Annotated in this window: 10 protein-coding genes; 5 read left to right on the top strand and 5 right to left on the bottom strand. The window is 53.0% G+C overall.

Annotated elements, in window-relative coordinates:
- The first annotated feature begins 76 nt into the window (after nucleotides 1-76).
- Both SPHINGO391_RS12120 and SPHINGO391_RS12125 read left to right on the top strand, forming a co-directional pair.
- The gene (locus tag SPHINGO391_RS12120; protein WP_152009071.1) at nucleotides 77-865 is read left to right on the top strand and encodes a metallophosphoesterase; all 789 of its coding nucleotides are present in this window, start codon (nucleotides 77-79) and stop codon (nucleotides 863-865) included.
- Nucleotides 858-2,777, top strand: coding sequence for an AAA family ATPase (locus SPHINGO391_RS12125; protein ID WP_152009072.1), 1,920 nt, complete (start codon nucleotides 858-860; stop codon nucleotides 2,775-2,777). Before SPHINGO391_RS12120 ends, SPHINGO391_RS12125 begins: the two co-directional genes overlap by 8 nt.
- Nucleotides 2,778-3,024: 247 nt before the next feature.
- Here SPHINGO391_RS12125 and SPHINGO391_RS12130 read toward each other — a convergent pair whose 3' ends face one another.
- Nucleotides 3,025-3,666 carry a thermonuclease family protein gene (locus SPHINGO391_RS12130; protein WP_244615408.1) on the bottom strand — a complete coding sequence of 214 codons (642 nt, stop codon included), beginning with the start codon at nucleotides 3,664-3,666 and terminating at the stop codon, nucleotides 3,025-3,027.
- A gap of 203 nt (nucleotides 3,667-3,869) precedes the next feature.
- On the opposite strand from SPHINGO391_RS12130, the gene SPHINGO391_RS12135 reads away from it, so the two are divergent.
- The 3 genes from SPHINGO391_RS12135 (at nucleotide 3,870) to SPHINGO391_RS12145 (ending at nucleotide 7,694) form a co-directional block, all read left to right on the top strand.
- Complete coding sequence (locus tag SPHINGO391_RS12135; protein ID WP_193217270.1) at nucleotides 3,870-4,493, top strand: M48 family metalloprotease; 624 nt, start codon at nucleotides 3,870-3,872, stop codon at nucleotides 4,491-4,493.
- Nucleotides 4,494-4,629: 136 nt separating this feature from the next.
- The gene (gene dctP / locus SPHINGO391_RS12140) at nucleotides 4,630-6,603 is read left to right on the top strand and encodes a TRAP transporter substrate-binding protein DctP (RefSeq protein WP_152009074.1); all 1,974 of its coding nucleotides are present in this window, start codon (nucleotides 4,630-4,632) and stop codon (nucleotides 6,601-6,603) included.
- A gap of 626 nt (nucleotides 6,604-7,229) precedes the next feature.
- A complete protein-coding gene (locus tag SPHINGO391_RS12145) occupies nucleotides 7,230-7,694 on the top strand; it encodes an SH3 domain-containing protein (protein ID WP_244615409.1) in 465 nt (154 codons plus the stop codon).
- A 268-nt stretch (nucleotides 7,695-7,962) separates the two neighbouring features.
- Here the strand turns inward: SPHINGO391_RS12145 and SPHINGO391_RS12150 are convergent, their stop codons facing one another.
- The 4 genes from SPHINGO391_RS12150 to SPHINGO391_RS12165 all read right to left on the bottom strand — a co-directional run bounded on the left by SPHINGO391_RS12150 (nucleotide 7,963) and on the right by SPHINGO391_RS12165 (nucleotide 19,835).
- A complete protein-coding gene (locus SPHINGO391_RS12150) occupies nucleotides 7,963-8,838 on the bottom strand; it encodes a hypothetical protein (RefSeq protein ID WP_152009076.1) in 876 nt (291 codons plus the stop codon).
- A gap of 11 nt (nucleotides 8,839-8,849) precedes the next feature.
- Complete coding sequence (locus tag SPHINGO391_RS12155) at nucleotides 8,850-10,421, bottom strand: hypothetical protein (RefSeq protein ID WP_152009077.1); 1,572 nt, start codon at nucleotides 10,419-10,421, stop codon at nucleotides 8,850-8,852.
- A 351-nt stretch (nucleotides 10,422-10,772) separates the two neighbouring features.
- The gene (locus tag SPHINGO391_RS12160) at nucleotides 10,773-12,032 is read right to left on the bottom strand and encodes a reverse transcriptase domain-containing protein (RefSeq protein ID WP_193217271.1); all 1,260 of its coding nucleotides are present in this window, start codon (nucleotides 12,030-12,032) and stop codon (nucleotides 10,773-10,775) included.
- A 1,374-nt stretch (nucleotides 12,033-13,406) separates the two neighbouring features.
- A complete protein-coding gene (locus tag SPHINGO391_RS12165; protein ID WP_152009079.1) occupies nucleotides 13,407-19,835 on the bottom strand; it encodes an NACHT domain-containing protein in 6,429 nt (2,142 codons plus the stop codon).
- Nucleotides 19,836-19,877 lie beyond the last annotated feature (42 nt).

Consider the following 19,877-nt stretch of genomic DNA (forward strand, 5'->3'; position numbering starts at 1 on the left):
GAACCTTCTCTCGCTGGTATGAGCTAGGAGAAAGGGCTGAGCCGGATTTCTGGGATGAACGCTGCTGGAGGCCTCTATGAAAGCCTGGATTTTCTCAGACCTTCACTTGGAAATAGACCGCAGTTTTTCTCTAATGGAAGTGCCTGACGCCGATGTCTGCCTGTGTGCCGGAGACATCTTGGACGGAGGCATAACTGAGAGCATCAATTTCCTGCGCGAAAATGTAGCGCAGCGCATGCCGGTAATATTTGTGCCGGGCAACCACGAATACTATCGCTCGTCAATTAAGGAAAGCCTGAACAACGGATACAAATTGGCAGAAAAGATCAATAATTTGTTCCTGCTGAACGGAGATCATATAATTCTCGGCGGCTACCGATTTATTGGAGTGACGCTATGGACCAATTTTAATCTGTACGACGAACCACGATTATCAATGGCAATAGCACGAGAAACGCTGAACGACTACAGACGCATAAAACTGTCGAAAATCCCATTCAAGAAATTCACCCCACAGGAAAGCCAACGTTTGCATTATGAAGCGACCGTCGAAATCGATAATGTGTACAGTTCGCAACCCGACTATCCCACGGTAATTGTAAGTCATCATGCGCCGAGCCTCATGTCAGTGCCGCGGCATTTTCTCGGAGATAGCCTGACACCATCATTCGCATCCCGGTTCGAAAAGCGAATACTTGAATATCAGCCATTGCTCTGGGTGCATGGCCACATCCATTCAGCTAGCGATTACTGGATTGGCAAGACGCGCGTGGTCTGCAATCCGCTCGGCTACCCAGGAGAGCCGTCGCGCACGACTTTCATTCCAAATCTGGTGATCGACCTTGCTGAGCACGATAATGCATAAGTCACAAAAAACGGGCGGGCGATCTCTTTGGAATAAGGACGATAAGGCATACCAGTCAAACATTACTGTGCCGCTCCATTTGGCATACTGTGGGGTAGCAGCTGCTTTGCGACATCATGCTGTTGTCGAGACATCAAACCTCGCTGTCCTCTGCGTCGAACTGCCGGACGCGATAGATACTTACGTCCATGCCGGCCAGCTTTTCCTCCGGCAAATTCTAGGCCAAAGGGGATATATCGAGCCATTTGTGCGCGCTATCAAACGAATTAAGAATGATAAGCTGACTGAACTTGAGATACTTCGTCGCGCTGCCCAGAACGGAAAAAGCATTCTGCTGTGCGCTAACCTCGACGATGTTGATGAAGAGGTCAGGTTGTTCGCTGACGTCGTCACCACGATCCCAAAACCGACAACCCGTCAGATTACTGCAACCTTCCGTCGATATGGTCATGTCTTGACGAAATCGGACGAAGAGATGATAGCGTCCGAGGCTTGGGCGCGTTTGCTTTATGCTTTTCCGCCGGGGCGGCCAGTAAAGGCGGGTTTGCGTCGACTGCGCGAAACATCTGATCGAGCACTGGTGTCGAAGGAGGCTTGCATCGCAACCGGCCCGACACTTACAGACTTAAGTGGAATGGGGCCGGCCAAGGACTGGGGTCTTGAGCTCGCGCGCGATATCATCGACTTCAAGGCTGGAGCGATCTTATGGGATGATGTTGATACGGGTGCGTTGATCTCAGGCCCACCAGGGACCGGCAAGACGCTCTTCGCTGAAGCACTCGCCCGAAGCTGTGGCCTTCCGATTGTTGCTACGTCGGCAGCTCAATGGCAAGCGACCGGCTATCTGAACGACCTACTTAAGGCAATGCGAGAATGTTTTCGCGAAGCGCAATCAAAAGGTACAGCACTGCTGTTTATTGACGAACTCGATGCCATCGGAAGCCGAGCCATAAACGACAGTCAACATGGCGATTACAAGAGACAGGTGATCAACGCACTACTTGAGATACTTGACGGCTTTGAACGAAGGACTGGAGTGGTTGTCATCGGTGCCACAAACAATCCGCAGAATATTGACACCGCCCTACTGCGACCTGGGCGGCTTGACCGACATTTCCAAATTCCACTTCCAGACGCAACCGAACGACAACGGATATTTGAGTTCCACGCTGGATTTCTAATTCCGCGAAGTCACGAAGAAATGTTTGCGCGCACGACGGCGGGCATGTCGGGAGCTGGGTTGAAGCAACTCGTGAGAGACGGCCGACGTGCCGCCCGCAGACGGAACCAAAGATTTGGGTTCGAACATGTATCGGAGGCCGCGAAAGCGCTGATCGATCTGCCCATCCAATATATGAAGGTTGCAGCGGTTCACGAGGCTGGTCACGCTATCATTGGTATTGAGCTAGGGTTGCCGTTCCAAGGGGTTAGAATCACCGACAAGATTTGTGCTGAAGGCGTGGATTCGTTGGGTGGTACGCTTTTCAATTTCTCAGCTATGTCGCTGAGAACAAAGTCACTTATTCTCGACCAAATAGCCATGTACATGGGTGGCATTGCGGCAGAAACCCTGATTTTCGGTGAGTTCACTGAGGGCTCGGGGGAACACCCCCTATCCGACTTAGGGCTTGCAACCGCGCTCGCTACCAAGCTTGAAGGGTGTTTCGGTATGGGAGGGTCACTGGTGATCGATATCGTACATGAGCGTGACCTCCATAAGCTACGAGCAAATGATTACAGGCTTCGAGCAGCAGTTGGTGCAATCCTCGATACAGAGTTCGATAGAGCGAAGGAGATTTTGGACACAAGAAAAGACGCACTTCTTGCAATTGCGGAAGACCTTGTGAAATCTCACGTAATGAGCGTTGCAGATGTCAGAGAGGCTCTCACCAGGCACTCTGCAAAAGAATGACGCCTCGGGAGTAATACGCACGTTGGTGGTTCCTACCTGCTTATGCGCACTATACACCATATGGTTTTTCCAGAGAGGTCCCCGCTAAGATAAGATAATAGCCGTCCTCCCGATGGCGACAGCATTTGATCCCTGGCTGTATCGCTCCACGAACCACCGCGGGATTTGAGCAACGCGTTCAGAATCTGCCGCTGGTGATCGATCCCAGTTTCTGTCGCTTCGCCGGCCGGTCGATGCAGAACCAGGGCTATTTTTGGCTACCCGTCCCCCAGTAAGGCGCTCGCCACCCTGCTTTCAGGGCCTCAGTTTCATTGCAAAACCACCGTTCCCCCTGGTCCAGACTCACCTTGGTCTTCTCGTACCAGGGCGACCAGGGCGCATGATAGATTTTCCCATTCTTGGAGATATTGCCTTTGATCGGACAGCCATCTGGTGCTTCCTGCTCCGCGACCAGCCATTTCTCAGCACGGTAATCCCAAGCAGTTTGGGTGGGAGCCTGCCAGATGCCCTTCCCTGCTTGGCGTGCTTGATCCTCAGTTGCGGTGTAGTCCTCTGAGTATCTCCGGAAGGCCCAGGCCAACCCGCTGGCTACCATCAACTCGTTTACGTCTTGGCCGGCGACTGAGCAGACAGCAATTATGCGATCATAGTCGTCGACACCTCGGTTGTCACAATGCAACCGGCGACCGAGAACCAGTTTCTCCAACGCAGAGATCGCAGCCTTGCCACAAGCCCATTCACCTCCCTTGGTGTTGTTGCATTTTTGACCTGCTTCCGGGGCATCGATCCCATGGAGCCGATATCTCACGCCTGCAACATCAAGGGTGTCGCCATCAACCACATGTAATTGATCGGCTGAGACTTTCACTGAGCACGCTGCCAGAAGCAGCGCTGCTAGAGTTAGCAGCCTCAATTGATTTCCTTGTCGCAATGCTAATTTCCTTCCGCTGATGTGACCCTATAGAATCTTAAGACCATTGCCGATGTTTTCAGTTGATATCGCTTCAGAATCAACGCCCTTAGGTTGCCTCACAAACGACTGACATGCGTCATGGAACCAGTCCACACACAACAGATAGAAAGATCGAAAGAATGAGTTTTCGACTTAGGTGGTTGGCGATTTCGATTGCAACGAACTTGGCCCTGGCTTCTGCAGCATCTGCTGAGTCCTGCATCCAAGTCCCCGACACAGATGGCGTACCAGCGCCCGTACTCGTTGATGGCCAGGACACTTTCCCTCTCGAACCAGCCTTCGAGGACTATGCCTTCATGCTTTTTGATGCCTGTGACGCATGGGGTCTTTCTGTAGACCAAGGATGCGACATCTTTCCAATGATGGGTGATATCAATGAGAATGCCCTCGCCACCATCTGCGACAGCAATAAGGTGATCGTGTATGATCGTCAGTTGAGTTCAAAGCTGGGCTACGAAGGCGCTCAAGCGGTGATGTCACATGAGCTGGGGCACCTGCTTTGCAATCATCTGGCAACCACCACAGAGACAACTGCCGAGAGCCACAACGAAGAATTCGAGGCTGATCGATTTGCAGGGGCTACCATGCGCCTTATGGGCTTCACCCGTGAAGCCACGCTCAGCTACCTGCCACTCCTGACGGAGCAGCCCTCTCTCAGCCACCCTGGCAGCGACGAGAGAGCAGCGGAACTCCTTGAAGGTTGGGATGTGCCGGGATCAGGGTTGAGGTGCCTTATCCGATAGAAACGTTCAAGCGTCGTGTTGGTAAAAGCCAATTACTCGACTTAGAGACGAAAACGAGTTACCCTATTCACGGCATAATCATCCCATTGTTGACGTTCTGTGGGCGGAGGTTCCTGTGAAGATATGCTGCAGATTCTTGCTGACAATTCTTGTCAGCCTCGTGGGCTATGAGGCTTCATGGTCACAAGAACCCGAAACCCCAGCTGTGATTGTTGTTTTAACTCCGAGTTTCCCTGACAAGGCAACCCAGACTTTCATCGAGGCATTCGAGCAAAAACTTGATGAAGCAGGTATAACGCTTAAATCGTTGCCCAGTGACACACTGGTTCGCCGAATTGCTGACATTCCAGACTTCCTGAAATCAACGGACACGGTATCAATGGCGTTTATGTCGGCAGAAGCGCTGCTTCAAGGCGACAACGCAGATGATTTCACGTTTAGCGCGGTTACTCAGCAACCTGGCTTTGTAGATGATGTGGTTCAGAACTTCGCTATCCAGGACTCTGTCATTGGCGATCTGGTGGCAAATGAACTTAGCGCGTACGGTTTGGAACTCATATCATTCTGGAGCAGGCCGCCGGAAACACTTTGGGCAAATGCGAGCATATCTACGCCCAGCGACCTAGAAGGAAAAAAAGTAGCCCAGTTGCAAGGGGCAACGGCCGAAGTGATGAGGGGTCTTGGAGCTACTCCCGTCCAGTTGCCCTCTGCGGAACTCTATGTTGCGCTAGAGGCTGGTGTTGCAGATGTTGCCGGCGGGTTTTCATCAGAGCAATGGGAAACGCTTGGCTTTTTTGACTCCCGAACGAATGCAACGCTGGTGAACAATGTTTCTCACGAGCAGGGTTATCTGGTTGCCTCTGAACAATGGTGGATAGGGCTATCGCAGGCTGGCCGGAACGACATTGCAAGCGCCGCAAAATTTGCCAATGAGGCCGCCCGCGAAGTACTCCTCATTGAAGAGGCGCAACGTGAGCAGAAAACACTAGAACTCGGCATCAAATATACCTCAATCAGCGATTCCGGCTGGGGAGCGCTGCGGTCCGTATCGGAACAAAACTGGCTGTCCAAAGGGAACATCGACGCGAAGAAGGTTTCTTTAGAAACACTAGATTCCGTGCGTGAGGAGATACGGCTTCAGCGAGAGCGCGAAAGCACGTTAGAGCGACGCGGGGATGTGGAACCCCTGGTTCTCTTTGCCACAAACCGAAACGACGAGAAGACCGCGAATTTGGTAGATCGGTTTGGGATAGCAAAAACTAGCGGTAACCAGCTGACCTGTGGAGTTATCTCCTTCAAACCCAATCATGCGCGTAAAATCGGAAAACCGTTCGACGGGCCCATCTCCTTGAAGGACGATCAAATCTGGTCAGGAACTGATGGGTGCGCCGATTTATTGCGCACCTCAATTGAGCCTAATAAGCATCCAACGATATTTTTCCACGGCTACTCGAACACTTTTGATGATGCAGTGCGTCGCGGGATCGGCATCAAGAGAGATTTTGGAATCACCGACCCCATATTAGTCTGGTCCTGGCCATCGAAAGGCACGAGTGGGGGGTACGTATTTGATCTGAACAGTGTTTCCTTCAGCGAAAAATACATTTCCCAATTTGTAGATTCCTTGAAGAGGGCTGACCTCCTGGATGATGTGACAATCATTGCCCACAGCATGGGAAGCAAGATGGCGGCTCAACTTCTGGAGAAAGTGCGATTGGAGAATAAAAAAGTCAGCAATTTAGTGTTTGTGGCACCTGATTTTCCACCCTCTTTGTTTCAGCAATTTCTGGCAGACAATGGCGATGCGATACAGCTTCGTACCCTGTATGCCAACCAGCACGACCGGGCATTATGGTTGTCAGAAAGCATAAATGGTGAAACGCCGATCGGTCGAGGTGGAAAGCACTTAAGGGTTGTTGATGATATTGAGACGGTTGATGTGAGCAAGGTTGCCTCTGCAGGACTAATAAATCATGCTCATGGCTTTGATGTTCCAAAAGTAATTACGGATGTCAGCGTCCTGATACTTGAACGGAAGACTGCAAGTCAGCGCGATCTGGAGCAAATGATTGCGGACGGAAAGCCGTACTGGTCAATTCCACCAAATTAGAAATTGATGTTTACGACGAGTGTTCTTCCGCTGCTGGAGATACATCATTAGTAGTTTGCCCAAGGGCCATATCCTTGCGAACTCGGGTTCGGTCTCGCTTTGAAACCAGTCTTTCTGCCTCCAAGATTTTGCAGCGACGGACATTCAGGACCAGAACACCAAACCCACGATCACCCCATAGAATATGAAGGCTATCGTAGCGAGTTTGACCACCTGCCCTATTGTTTGTGGCGGACTTGCATAATCGTTGTGCGGCCCTGGATTTCTGTCCCAACCACTTACCATCTGCGCCTCCTTGAAAAACTGTGCATATGATAGCAGCCCAGACGTTGAAGCGCGAATCCTGATCCATCACAGCTATTGATTGCGGAACGCCATTATCTAGGACACATTCCTAGAGGGGGCGTGAGATGAGAAAACGATACCTCATTGTTGGTGGGCTAATCCTATTTGCGTGGGCGCGACTCACGGACGAGCCGAGCCGTGAGGTTCCTTCTCCGTCACTTCAATCCGAGGTCACCAGCCAGAGAACGAAACCTACCTCGGATAAGTCAACGCCTCCGAAATCCAAGCCGTCACAACTGTCGACCAACGGTCAACAACCGAGCAAGTTCGTCGCGGCTACAATGCGAACAGTGAGTGGGAACCGAGTTGCCTTTCGCGAAGGGCCATCAACCAAATACCCGATAATCGACCGGTTCGACCGTGGCCGGCGAGTTCAGCAATTGGAAAAACAAGCAGAATGGTCGCGAGTTCGCGATGAGCTCACACAACGAGAGGGGTGGATGGCAAGCCGCTACCTATCCGATGGCGTAGAGACCGCAAAGGATCGCCCCGCCAAGAAACCGCCGAAGCCTAAGGAGGTTTCAACATCGCCGCCTACTCTATCTAAGTCTGCCATCATTCAAAGGATTATCGCGGAGTCGATTGCGGCTTACCCAAGTTCTTGCCCTTGTCCGTACAACACTGATCGTGGAGGACGGCGTTGTGGGAAAAGGAGCGCCTATTCTAAGCCAGGGGGCTATGCGCCGATCTGCTTTCCCCAAGACGTATCTAATTCGATGGTTGCCGCGTATAGAGCGCGCAGATAGCAGCGTCAGTGAGCATTGTGGGACATCTTATAACTGCTGAAGGCAACCAATGTATTCGGTGCCGATAGCTGTGTTGTCGTCTATTATTGCCAATCTTTCATTGGTGCTTTCGGCCCAAAGCTGCCGTTCAATTGTTAAAGCAACCGCTTCGGGACCTCTCTTCAGAAGCTCGTCGGTTCTCGGTCCAAACTCCAAGGGTGCCGCCCCGACACAGTCGCAGTGACCAAGAGCAAGAACACCGACTAACTTATTTTCCATTTCAGAGTGGCTAATCTATTGGGCCAGCGAGAACCGCCTCAATAACCTTTTCGACCTGGATCGCATCACCCTCGCGGCCCCATTCTAACTTCAGGCGGGCAGCCACTTTAGAGACAAGACGAGGATGCGGCAGCTTTCGGCTGCGCGGTTCCAATCGAATCTGCATGACAATACCTCGCACTATGTCGGCAAGCGACAGGGTATCGGCGATCATATCGTCCACGTGACGCAGACAAACACGCAGAAGGTTCATGATTCCGAAGGCGAGGTCGGGAGTGAGGTCGGTTGTTGCGAGAGACTTGAAGTCCACGCCGTGAAGATCGGTCACGCCATTGCGCCAGAAGGTATTCAGCGGCGTGCCATAAGACCTGATGTAGGATTGGAATGCCTTAGTGGGTTTCTCGTTCACGTGCGCGTAGTGGTTTCGCAGAAGCCGAAAGTAGCCCAGCGTTCGAAAGTAGTTGCTGGTAGGCGGCTTCCCTTTCCACCGTTCAATCTTTTGGCGCAGTTGCTCCTCTTCAGCATCTTCGGAGATGGGGTCTCCTGTTTCGGCGACCAGACCTTCCCGGAGAACCTGCACGTCCTGCATGTAGGCAAGTATGTATTCGACGGAGGCCACAACACCGGCTTGCAGAGCTACCGCCTGAGCGTCACGCGATAGCTCTGGGAGTTCCTTGGCACGGCGATAGATCGTCTTCGCGTAAGGATTGTCCTCGAATACTTCAGTTGAGAAAGCCTTCGGGCGGTCCTTCGCAAGCGTCTCAAGCCGCTTCGCTGAGTCCCACTGCTGGAGCGCAGCAAAGCAAATTTGGTCGTTCACTCGGTTGAGCTGCCTCGTGAATCGCGTTCCAAGCGGTGTCTTCCTCATCTTGACTGTAGGGTCCATCACGCGCTCCACTATTGTGTCTGCTCGATGAAGGATGACCAATCTTCATCCTGTGCTGGAGACGGCCACTCGACAGTTTCATCCTCGGCGGGCGGTCGCATGAAGTGGTTTCGCAACGCCAGAGCTAGCGACCGATCCCTGGGCGACTTGAAGTTGGACAAGATGTCATCCACCCGAAGAAGCCGCACTTCATAGCGGGTCCTTTTGATAGTGGCCGCGGCCTTAGAGAACATGGCCTCCGCTTCAGGTGACAGTTGGCCGGTGGCCCAGAATTCGAACTTTATTTCGAGACCTCGCCAGTCGGGGTGCGCAAGCGCCGACTTATGAAATATCGGAATGCTCTTCTGGAGCCATTTCTTTACAAGTGCGTCGGGTATCGTGGCGTAGGGGCTGTACCCCTTGCACTCGACGAAGGTCACAGAAACGCCCTCGGCGACGGCGACGACATCCGCTTCGGCCGATTGCCCGTCTATCTTAAAAATCCGGTTCGTCCACACGTTATCGACGAGTCGGGAAAAATATCCTGCCGCCATGAATTCTAGCAGTGTGCCGCGCAATTGGGTAGCTGCCCCCTCAATCTTTCCGAGGCGCTTGAATAGTCCGTCGAGCTTCACCGGATCGATCGCATACTCAGCCGCTTCGATTAGGACTGACGTGACCTGTGACAGGGCTTCCGACACCTCCTGGCCAAATAGGGTGCGCGGGGTTGCCGGTATGATGCCGTTTCGCTTGAGGGCCAGGAATGCATCGTTTGAGTAACGTTCAGCTACGAACATTTGGAGGCATGGGCCTACATTTCGCAGCTTGCGTAACGTGAGGCATTTACGGACGAAGGGAGCTATGCCCGCTTCATCCACTTCACTTTCCAGCAGTACGTCGCACGCCAGAAACCCCGGCTTCACAACGCCATCTCGACCGATGCGCGACATTGGGCCGAGATAAGACGGCGCGGTCATGTCCCACGCAAAGGTTCCCACCATAGGCACGTTCACACCATCGCGTGTGCCAACCCGCTCGTAGCTGACAAGGCCAAGCTTGCGGACCCAATCCCGAATGGTGGTAAGAAGGATGCTCTCAGTGACTAGGCGCGCTCGCACGCAAAGCGCGAGTTTATCATACCGACCCTCGTAATTTGCCAGGCAGATGCAATAACCGAGCCCTGGAACATCTATCTTTTGGAGCAGGCCCGCTTTTTCCAAACGTTCAAAAATCGTATCTGGGGAGAGATGCTTTGACTGTCGGACAGGAGCTCCACACATTATCTTGAAGTGCGCCTCCGGCACGATGCCGCTGCGAAGCCGCAGGCCGGCGATCGCAAAACCATATGCGGAGTTGGTTTTTTGGAGCGCCGCGATCAGCCGCTCCCAGTACAGCTCCGACCCAAACTGCTGCTCGTGATAGATGAACCGGGCCTTGCGTGGGAACGTGATGAAGCCAAGTCGCTTGACGCCTTCCGGCAAGCGCGAGACGCGCTTTCGGGCTGCGTCGCCGCTGATCCGAAGCGTTTTGACAAGGTGATCGCTGATCTCGCTGCTGAGACTCGGTCCGCTTTGTTTTAGGAATCTGGTGATCTCGTCCGTCACTGATGCATACCTATGTCACACAGCGCTATTAATAACTTACGTTCTTAGAACTGTCTCGCCTTTTCGCGCGTTAGCACATTGTGTTGTTTTTGTTAAATAAATATGCTCAAGAACGAGGCCATGCCGCACTCCATGTCACAGTGGCATATCCGGTAACCCAAAAAAAGATGATCGGCAGACGGTCAAAACTGCATGCTTAAGCTTGCTATAGAGGGCTAGTGCCACCAAGCACGCCGAACCCGACAGCAGAATTCAAATTGCCATCAACACAGTATGACAATTCACAAATCGGACGTCCACTTTGGGCCGAAAACGCTAAAATATATCTGGCAAATTCGGGCGGATAGCGGACTAACCACGCTTGGAAGGCCACACCAAGGGCTTTCGCTCTTGCCGAAAGAGCTCATCTATTCCTAGTAGTGATGCCGCGTCGTTGGGTGCCCGGCGCTTCCTGATGTCCCGGTACTCGCCAAGGAATGCCCCAACCAGGCCAGCCATTTTCGTATCAATGCGGGCAAACAGGTCTTCATCGTTGCAGAACCGGTAGTGCTTACCCCATCCGCGAATGATGCTGTCGGTCCGATTTAAGGTCGCGATGAGGGAGTGTTTTCGGGGAACCGGCTCGCCTCGCTTCGTGTCGCGCATACCCTTGGCGCTATCGTCGAAACGCTTCCGCACATTCAACTCAAGCTTAGCGATCGCCTTCGATGATGGACGGATGAAACCGTTGTTGAACTCGATCCCAAGCCAATCGAATTTGTCAGAAACCCGGAGGGGGGAATTCGTGGACTTTTCCTCTGACAGAGTCATGCGGAATTCTGCAAGAATGCTGATGGCCAGGCGCATGCGGGCTTTAGTGGCAGCTGCCGAAGGCGCTAAGATGATGAAGTCGTCAATATACCGGATACACACGCAGTCGCCTTCGTTCATTCGGCGATCAAAATCGTGAAGCAGGATGTTGCCCAGCAGAGGGGATAGAGAATTGCCCTGCGCGACTCCGATGGCCTCTATTGGAAAAGCCTGTGCTTTCTCTTTTAGCTCGGACATATTCGAAAGTTCGAGTCTGATGGCGTCTTCAAACAGCGTCATGAATGCGGAATCTTCCGTCACCTTTGCAACGATGCTTGTCACGTGTGGTTTGGGTATTTTCGTGAAGAAAGCACGGATGTCGGCAAAGGCTACGTGGGTGGCACCATTGCCGATCGCTGTTAACACAGCCTGAACCGCCGCCGGAACTGCTGCGAGCCCATCTTTCTGTTTCTTTATGCCGCCAAAGCTATTAGGGTTGTGGAAGTACGGCTTAAGTCCAGGAACCGTCTCCAGTGCCTCCAAGATCGCACGCTGGACAATGCGCGAACGCAGCGAGGCCAGTACCAGCGGGCGAAACTTGGCGCTTTTGCTCCCATCCGTATTCTTCTTGACCACCGGTATGCCCTTGGCTTCCGGAAATCGGAAGCTGCCGGCGGACAACTGACCACTAAGCACGTTGATGTTCTTCTGCGGATTGACCGCGAACTCATCAACCTCAGCCCGGACATCCAGCGAAGTCGATGTCTGCGCATTCTCTTGGATGACGCGCCATGCTTTGTGCAGCGTCGACTTGCTCTGCACAAATTTCCTAAGTCGTGATTGCGATTTCAAATGTCCTTAGGGTCCTGTTTGTGAGCCCACCCGTCCGACTGGCGCTGACCACTGCAGAGGTACGTTGCCGCCCATTCTGCGCGGATGAGACCGTGACCTGCGCCACCGCCTCGCCGCCGCACTCCACCTCGAACGCGCTGTATAATCCAGCCGCCGACATGAAGGCGAATGCCAACCCGATGAACCAACGCGTCAGGCGACGCGCATGACTCCCGGCCCGTGCTGACTTGGCACGTTTTTGCATGTTTCACGCATAAGCTGCATCTCCTACCTAACCTTAGTCTTTTTGAGCCTTGAGGCAAGGGGGCCGCTCGCTCGCGCTGCGGGACCGCCCGGCCCGTGAAATAAATGGGTCCAGCCGCCAAACAGGAACCTGAAACAGAGAGGGTTACGGCTAGCTTCACTTCATCGGTACGGTCGGGCCTGACCACTGCAGAGGTACGTTGCCGCCCATTCTGCGCGGATGAGACCGTGACCTGCGCCACCGCCTCGCCGCCGCACTCCACCTCGAACGCGCTGTATAATCCAGCCGCCGACATGAAGGCGAATGCCCAGATCGCAAATATCTCACAGTTAAGGCATGTTCGCCAAGCGTTCTTTTTGATTTACAGGACAACTCCACAAAGAAGGAAATTCGTCCCGGAATGCGACCTCATGTAGACTTGGCATACTTAGTTGAATAGCGCTCCCACTATGGGCCCCATTACCATCTGCACCAGCCTGCGCTCGAACCCGGACGGCCTCGACGCTGCGGATGGTTGGGAGCACGATGTGCGGCGGCTTTGTCAAGCCGCCAGTGACCTTGGAACGACCGAACGGGGTCTGAAACGGTCAACAATGTCGGCCCGCGTTCCATGTTAGCAATTTCTTCCGCGATGACCGAACCAGTCCACAGCTCTTAACCCTATTTCTATTCATTTATTCCCGAGGCCGCGAAAATTAGCTCTCCGCACAATACCAATTGAGATCAGTGTATTTTCGGATCAACGCCGACATTCCGGAGACAACCTGAACCGCTTCGCGTATCCACCATAGCCACTCATCTGAGAGGGCCATCATGCCAAAAGCGGACTTCCAATTCTTGCTTTGGTAATTTTGGGTATGCATCAATGCTTGCCGAGGGTTTCCTTTAGAATTGGCGCTATTTTTTTCAGATCGTAGCCTCCCTCGTGACGAAAGCGACCCTTGGATGGTCGACCGAAATCCCGCAAGAAGTCTGCAAGTCTTGCTTCTGCCGCTGCCCTTTGAGGTTCCTTGGCATCCCGGACAGCAAGTATCAACTCGGCAAGATGGTGGGCTTTCCACCTGCCCAGAGTGTCGACGGTCTTATGGAGATTGAGAGCGCTAACTATCTTGTCGCCAAGTACCAACATCTCGTTCGGCAGCTTGTATTGTACCGTCCATTCGGAAAAGGAAGAGCCGATCGAATCTAACTTCGGTCGACTCTTTGTCGTCATAGGAAGAACTGCTTTTTCCTTTTTCGTCACGGCGCAACCCCGCTTCCATAATCATTTCCAGCCCCTGACTGTGCAGAAATTCCGTCAAGTCCGAGATGCGGACTAAGAGCCGATAGCCATCAGACCTAACACCGTCGTCGTAGTAAAGTTCGCGGTCGTCTTGCACTTCAGGATGACCCCACACCTCGTAGATGAAAGTCGGCTCCGCGTGCCCCGAACGAAACCAGCGGGCACCGCGATCAGTCTGACGAGATAGACCAAGCGCTTCTGTAACAGCGCGCCCAGGCTGGCACTCAATACGTCGCGCCCCATTGCAAAAGCGGTCGGCGCGATCAAACCGACTGTCGCCATCGTTGCTCTGAAGCCACCCCCGCAGCACATAGTCGCCAGTATCGATCTCAAGGTCATTGCCCTCTGGCGGAATCAGGTAGTCATAATCGTCCCAAGTCGTTTGGAGTGCTCGTATAAGCGCATGAGCTGTATCTGACGACACGAGGCCGGTGCTTACCCGCACCTCATGGCGAAACGTTCGCGATGCAGTTGTGGCCGATTGTTCGACCACGAGGTAACCGGTCCTATCGGCTACCATAATTTCGGCAAGGATTTCCGCATCCGTCGCGTCCTTGCGCCATTCTTCGATCGGCCTCTCCGGAGATCGCCAGACGCTTTCCAAAAGCGGGCGACTTCCAACTAGATCGGACAGCCAGATGGGAGGCACGGTAAGCTTATCGATGCCAATTTCGTAATCCAACGTGCCATAGTCCCAGTCATGCTGCGCCAAACGGTGCGACTTTAGGACTTCTCCCCCCGCACACCACATTGCATGCCATTCGAGATAACTCTGATAACGTTCCAATGTCGGAAGGCTGCCATGGCTATGGGAGGAACGCTGCCAATTTCTATCGTTAAAGCGGCCCTTGCGCTTTTCTGGGGAGCCATATGGGGGCTCATCTACGACACCCCACACGTCTGAAATGTACCTGTCGGCAGTCTCGATAAAATCCGTTTCGGTGAGGTCTTCGAAAATGCCGATCCAACTCGAATACCAATACCTCAAGGTATCCATCGAATCGAAATGGAATCTCAGGCGAGGATTCTTCCTCTGATCGAAGAAATTGTAACTCCCATAATTGCGCTCCTTTTTTGTACCTCTTGGGAGCGGTGATTTATTGACCAACTTCAGTTGCTTTGCCTGATCTCGCGTGAGGCTCATGGCTTTGGCAGCGACCAACTTTCTGCACGCGTCGGCTGCATAGTCTCGTAGGAGAATATGTGGCAAGGCCATATCGGTAGCGACTAAGAAAAGCCGACTGCCAATAGGCGCAACGAGCGCAGGACAATCGTAGGCGATCCTGTCGGTGGCAATCACAAGCCAAAGACGAGATGCAAGCCAGTAGTACGGCGCGTCCGGCTGTCGAAATGAAATATCATTGGTCCTTTCAAACTGACTCCAGACCGCCTCAAATGTCGCACTCTCTCCGAATTGTGTAAGGCATCTAACTGCGTGTGCGGCACGCCACCGCACATACACGTCAACATCTCCGAGGGTAGAAAAGAAGAAGCGACCAATTGCTTGCTCCGTAGTGTCTGGAATATCGACTAGATTAGAAGACACCTTGTCGTCATCGGCCAACCGATCGTGCAGCCGGCGGATATACCAAGCAGCTGTTTCATGGGCGTCGCCAGCAGGCAAAGATACAGCTATGCGCCCAACAATTGCGAACAATGCACTCGCTGACATGACGCCTACGTTGCGCTCAATTCCGGACATCAGAATCGACAACACCTGCTCAGGCGACGCCTCGGAAAGCTCTAGCGCGCGGTCTAGTTGACCATCATCTCGTGGGAAGTAGCGGCTGAATACGGGCAGAAATTCGGAGATTGCTTCCGGTAACTTCGTTCTACACCAATTCTGGATAGCAGGCTGCTTGTTCCATTCTGACAACGAGGCTAGAAGCCCCGATATCAATTCCGAGCCAGAGATGTCCGCTTTCAGTTCGAGCAGCGCGTCAAGGTGTGCGACCCGATCTCCGAAGTCGACTGCCCCTCGGGCAGCTGTGAGGATTTCAAGCACCGAGACAAACTGTTTTTGATCTCTAGCCGCAGACAAAGTCCGCTCAAGCTTCCGACCCAGGCGTTCAGAATCAACAAGGTCATCTCTGGTCCAAGAAACTTCTATTGTCCTACGCTGTGGCCTTCGTAGTCTTGTTGGTGAGATAGCTCCTTCTTGTGTGGGCGCTCCTGCCAGAGACCGCATAAAATGCTCTTGCTTCTTAAATTGCTCGGCCCAGTGACCGCTCCCCTTCCCTATAATAAATGAGCTCGCGCCTTCACCTAACGCGACCCGCTCAAGAAGAAGGTTCTGCGCGAAAAACTCGGCAAGTTGCGCACAGGGTCGATGGATTTCCTGCGCCGCAACAATGATGGATTCGACTGCTTCGACTTCAACTTCCTCCAGTAATAACATCATTGAGGCAGATTGGCCGACCGATAGACGCCGTCGCTTCACGCCTTCATCAATCAGGGGATTAAGGGTTTGATGGAAAGAAGCTACGTTCGTGTCTTGCCAGCGTGCCGAGCACGACAAGGCGTAGTTTAGATCAAGCCAGACCAGCGTTCGCATTCCAGCGCTCCAAGGAAACTCCTCTAGGTTATCCAAGCGCATGCCTGCATCTTCCAGCACGTCAGAGAAGGCACAGGCCAATTCCCTCTCGGGGCGTTTGGCTGCAGGCTGACCTCTTTCTGCAATTGCGGCCACAGCCCGAATTTGGTCTATGACTTCGCTGTCCAGTTCCGCGGCAACCTCCAAAGCCGTATCAAACAGTGCCCTGCTGTCGTCAGGGCTTATCCAAAGTAGCCATTCAGCAAATCGAGCCAGTGTAGAAGATTTATCTACTGCTCCGATCTTGTCGCGTCTAACGGTATGAGCTTCTTTCGCGATACTCGCCACCAAGTTGCCGTGCAGAGGCTTCACACTGCGCAGTCGAGCGAGCAGCGTATCCGCGTTCTTTGTCGCATAAGAAGACCAGCGATTTCTGACTGCGAGCGCAAAGTTAACGATATCTGTCGCAAGTTTGGGCTCTGCTGCTAGGGCCGCGATACTCTCCGCGGCCTTAGCGCGCATCCCGCTGGACTCGTAGTGGCGGTTGATGCTCCACGCATTCTCGGACAGATGTCTCAACGCGTCTTGTGCGAGATCGGTAGCGAACCCCGTTGTTCCGCGAGAAGCAATGAATTCTGCACGCCACGCATAGACTCTCGACACAGACCCTACCACTTCACGAAGCCCACGGTCGTGTTGGCTCGTATCCCGATAGCTTCTGCTACTATCTTGTTTTCCGTCCGACTTGGGGCGGGGGACCAGCAGGTCGTCTACCTTCCCGACGCGGCCTTCAAGGGCTTGGCAAAGATAGAAGCACCGCATGATTGCGTCGAGCAGGTTGTGATCGGAGCTGTGGAGGCGATCAACTCTCCTTATTTCGGTGTCTAAAAAGGGAGAGAACCAGCTCCCTAGCTCAACAGGTGGTCGCCCTCTCATAACCAGCAGTTCCACGCCAGATATGATGATATCGATGATACGCGAGCCGATCTCTTGTTTCGGTCCATATCGCTCAAGTAGCTTGGCACTAGGATTTGCCAGCGCATAGAGAGCTCGTATGCCGTGCTCTAGTCTTGCAGAGTCCACCACCGCACCAGACATGGCTAACGGTACAAGTACAAACACTGCGCGATGGAGCGGCAGCGAATCCGCAATCTCTTCGACGGTTTCAATGTGACCCTCAGCCAGAAGGCGGTCGACAACGGCCAGGCCAGCATCCATAGCAAACCGCCAAGGCCGTAACGCTCGATATTTGGTTACTGCGGCCGCCACACCGGAGGTAACTATTTCGGCGTAGAGAATTTGCGCATAATCCTCAGCCTCAATTGACCATGCTCGGGCATGCTCGTTCTCGGCACGATCTTCCAGATAGGTATCCCATCTGAGTCTGAACCAGGCGCTGACACGTTTCCGAGACTCGTACATGGCCGACCGATCCTCCGGTCCCGTTCGATGCCCAATCATCTGAAGCAAGACTGGACCGTGGCTCTCTACATAGTCAGGATCACGTAAGATCAGGCGGCGTACTGAGTCTTCTGCAAACCGAACTGCCAGAGGCCGATGCGCAATAAGAAACTGTCTTAGGTTATCGTCGCCATGAACTGCCTCGGCCCCCATCATAATAAAACGCAGTGCTCGACTATTTTTTCCGGCTTTACGACAAACCCGGATTGCCGTGCGAAGGCGCTGAATACCTATTTCTCGCCGTTGGGCGATATCCGGTAACAGCCCCATTGGAGGTTCCGGTTCCCCTTCTACAAAGTTGAGTAAGTTGTCGTATTGACCAGCGACAAACATCATCGGCACTACAGCCAAGGCTGCGTACGCGCTGGTTGATGCTTTTGCCAAGAAATGATCTGCCGCCGATCGCATTACCTCTTCCAAGTGCTCAACACCGGCAGCCCTTGCATAGGCTTCGAAATCTTCGTCAGCAAAGCCAATCTTATCGTCATCCAGAGTGAAACCGGGAACCAGGTCGGTCACGATGTCAACTAGTGCAGACCTTGAGACACCCAGAACACTAGAGAGCGCTTCGATTGGAACCGGGCGCGGCAAGTGGGTGACAGCAGCACAAAAGCGCCGGATCGTTCGCTCGTCGCCATGCTTCCGAAATGCTTCAACGAGTTGTGTTTGGAAAATTTGATCTAGTGCTTTGCCATCCGGCCGAAGCGCATTGATTGCCTGAGCATAATTCTCAGAGGTTGACTTCAATGCATAAGACTGAACGCGCGGGACCCCCTTAGATAGGTTGTGAAACTCTTCGATCCAATCATCATCCGCATTCCAGAATTTCCTCACATGTTCGGCCGTTTCCGAAATTGTAAATGGTGCGAGCTCGATCCTCTGGAAGCGAGTTGGGATTGACAATTCTGGTAGCCTACTAGTACGGCAGCTTACGAGAATGCGAACATTGGTCGGCAGGTCGTCAAAAGACAGGAAATCTTGAAGATAGCTCGGTTCAGGCGGATGCTTTGCCCGAGCGGCAGTTGATGCATTGTCGATCGCATCTGCCGCAATTACGAGAAGTGCCTTGTCGCTAAACGAGGACAAGAGCGCAGCGGCTTCCTCAATTCGCCGACGCAGCGCTCGCGGAAAATCGGTATGATCTCTCGGAACGAGGTAGGTTGGAAGCCGCATATTCTCAACCAGGTCATTCGATAGCTGAACAAAGGCCTCCCTCTGCCGATGTCTTGATTTACTGGCATCTAGGTAAGAACCGGCACCATAGCTATCGTAGACGACCATGACTGACCGCTCGGGCAGCTCTCCGGCTATGAGTTGAAGAGCGGTAGTCTTTCCAAGCCCGCCATTTCCGTGCACGCACAGGTATTGACTGCCTTCCCCTCCCAACATCGCTTTCGCGACATCTGAAACGCTCTTACGCTTAATTGGTCGATCGATGAAATCGATATACGAAGGAGCGGGAAAGAGAACTGATGAATCGCCTGCGCCAAGCTTCAGCAAAATGTCGTGCTTAGCAATAAACTCGCCTGCACGCTCCGGAAGCATGAGATCATGAACATACCGTCGTAGTTCGCTGGCGATCTCAACAAATTCTATATCTTCCCACTGCGAAATTCGTTTCAACACATCGCTTTCAATCATAAAGCGAGAACCAGCTGCACCAACCAAGTCGAACGATTTCGCAAACTGGCAAAAATCCGTTAGCGTCAGACCGCTGGCTTTCACAAGTACCCTGAGGTCGCTCGAAATTCTGGATTTCTTTGCACGGTCTGAGAGACCGAAAGCCTTCGCCTCCTCAATTGCCCTCATAAGGGCATCATCTATCTGCTGATTTGTAACGAGTTGCACCGTGACGGTAATTGGGGCGTGCGCTGCCCTCTTTGCCACAAGAGCGGCATGTGCCTTCGCCAACTTTCCTATAACGGAGGAATTTGCTCCCCTGTTCTTTTTTGCCGAGATGCGCGAAATTGTCCAAGATGCGCCGGCATTCGCGGCTGAGTACTTCAGTTGCTGTAATTCGACCCTATCGGCTGTGGTTTCACGCTCGGTTCCATATAATAGGGTACAATCAACCCCATCCCATTCGCTTCCGGACCCGATATCGGTAGTAAGACCTTCTAGGGCAATCGCACTAAGCTCGGACCCGCGTTCAATTAGACGTAGTGCTTGCCGAACCGCCCAAAACTCGTGAAAGTCATCTCCGGTGTTTGAACCACGAGCGCCTTCGAAGTCAGGTTTTTGAAAACTTGCCATCTTATTTCACCGAAGCCATTTTCTTGTCGAACTGCCCATCAT

Origin of the sequence: Hoeflea sp. EC-HK425 (assembly GCF_902498795.1) — a bacterium.
In the GTDB taxonomy this organism is placed as follows: Bacteria; Pseudomonadota; Alphaproteobacteria; order Rhizobiales; family Rhizobiaceae; genus Hoeflea; species Hoeflea alexandrii.

Bases quoted from the DNA above. Each gene is read 5' to 3' on its own strand.
- SPHINGO391_RS12145 (WP_244615409.1), top strand. From the start codon at position 7,230: ATGCGAACAGTGAGTGGGAACCGAGTTGCCTTTCGCGAAGGGCCATCA.
- SPHINGO391_RS12165 (WP_152009079.1), bottom strand. From the start codon at position 19,835: ATGGCAAGTTTTCAAAAACCTGACTTCGAAGGCGCTCGTGGTTCAAAC.
- SPHINGO391_RS12135 (WP_193217270.1), top strand. From the start codon at position 3,870: ATGAGTTTTCGACTTAGGTGGTTGGCGATTTCGATTGCAACGAACTTG.
- SPHINGO391_RS12120 (WP_152009071.1), top strand. From the start codon at position 77: ATGAAAGCCTGGATTTTCTCAGACCTTCACTTGGAAATAGACCGCAGT.
- SPHINGO391_RS12150 (WP_152009076.1), bottom strand. From the start codon at position 8,838: ATGGACCCTACAGTCAAGATGAGGAAGACACCGCTTGGAACGCGATTC.
- SPHINGO391_RS12125 (WP_152009072.1), top strand. From the start codon at position 858: ATGCATAAGTCACAAAAAACGGGCGGGCGATCTCTTTGGAATAAGGAC.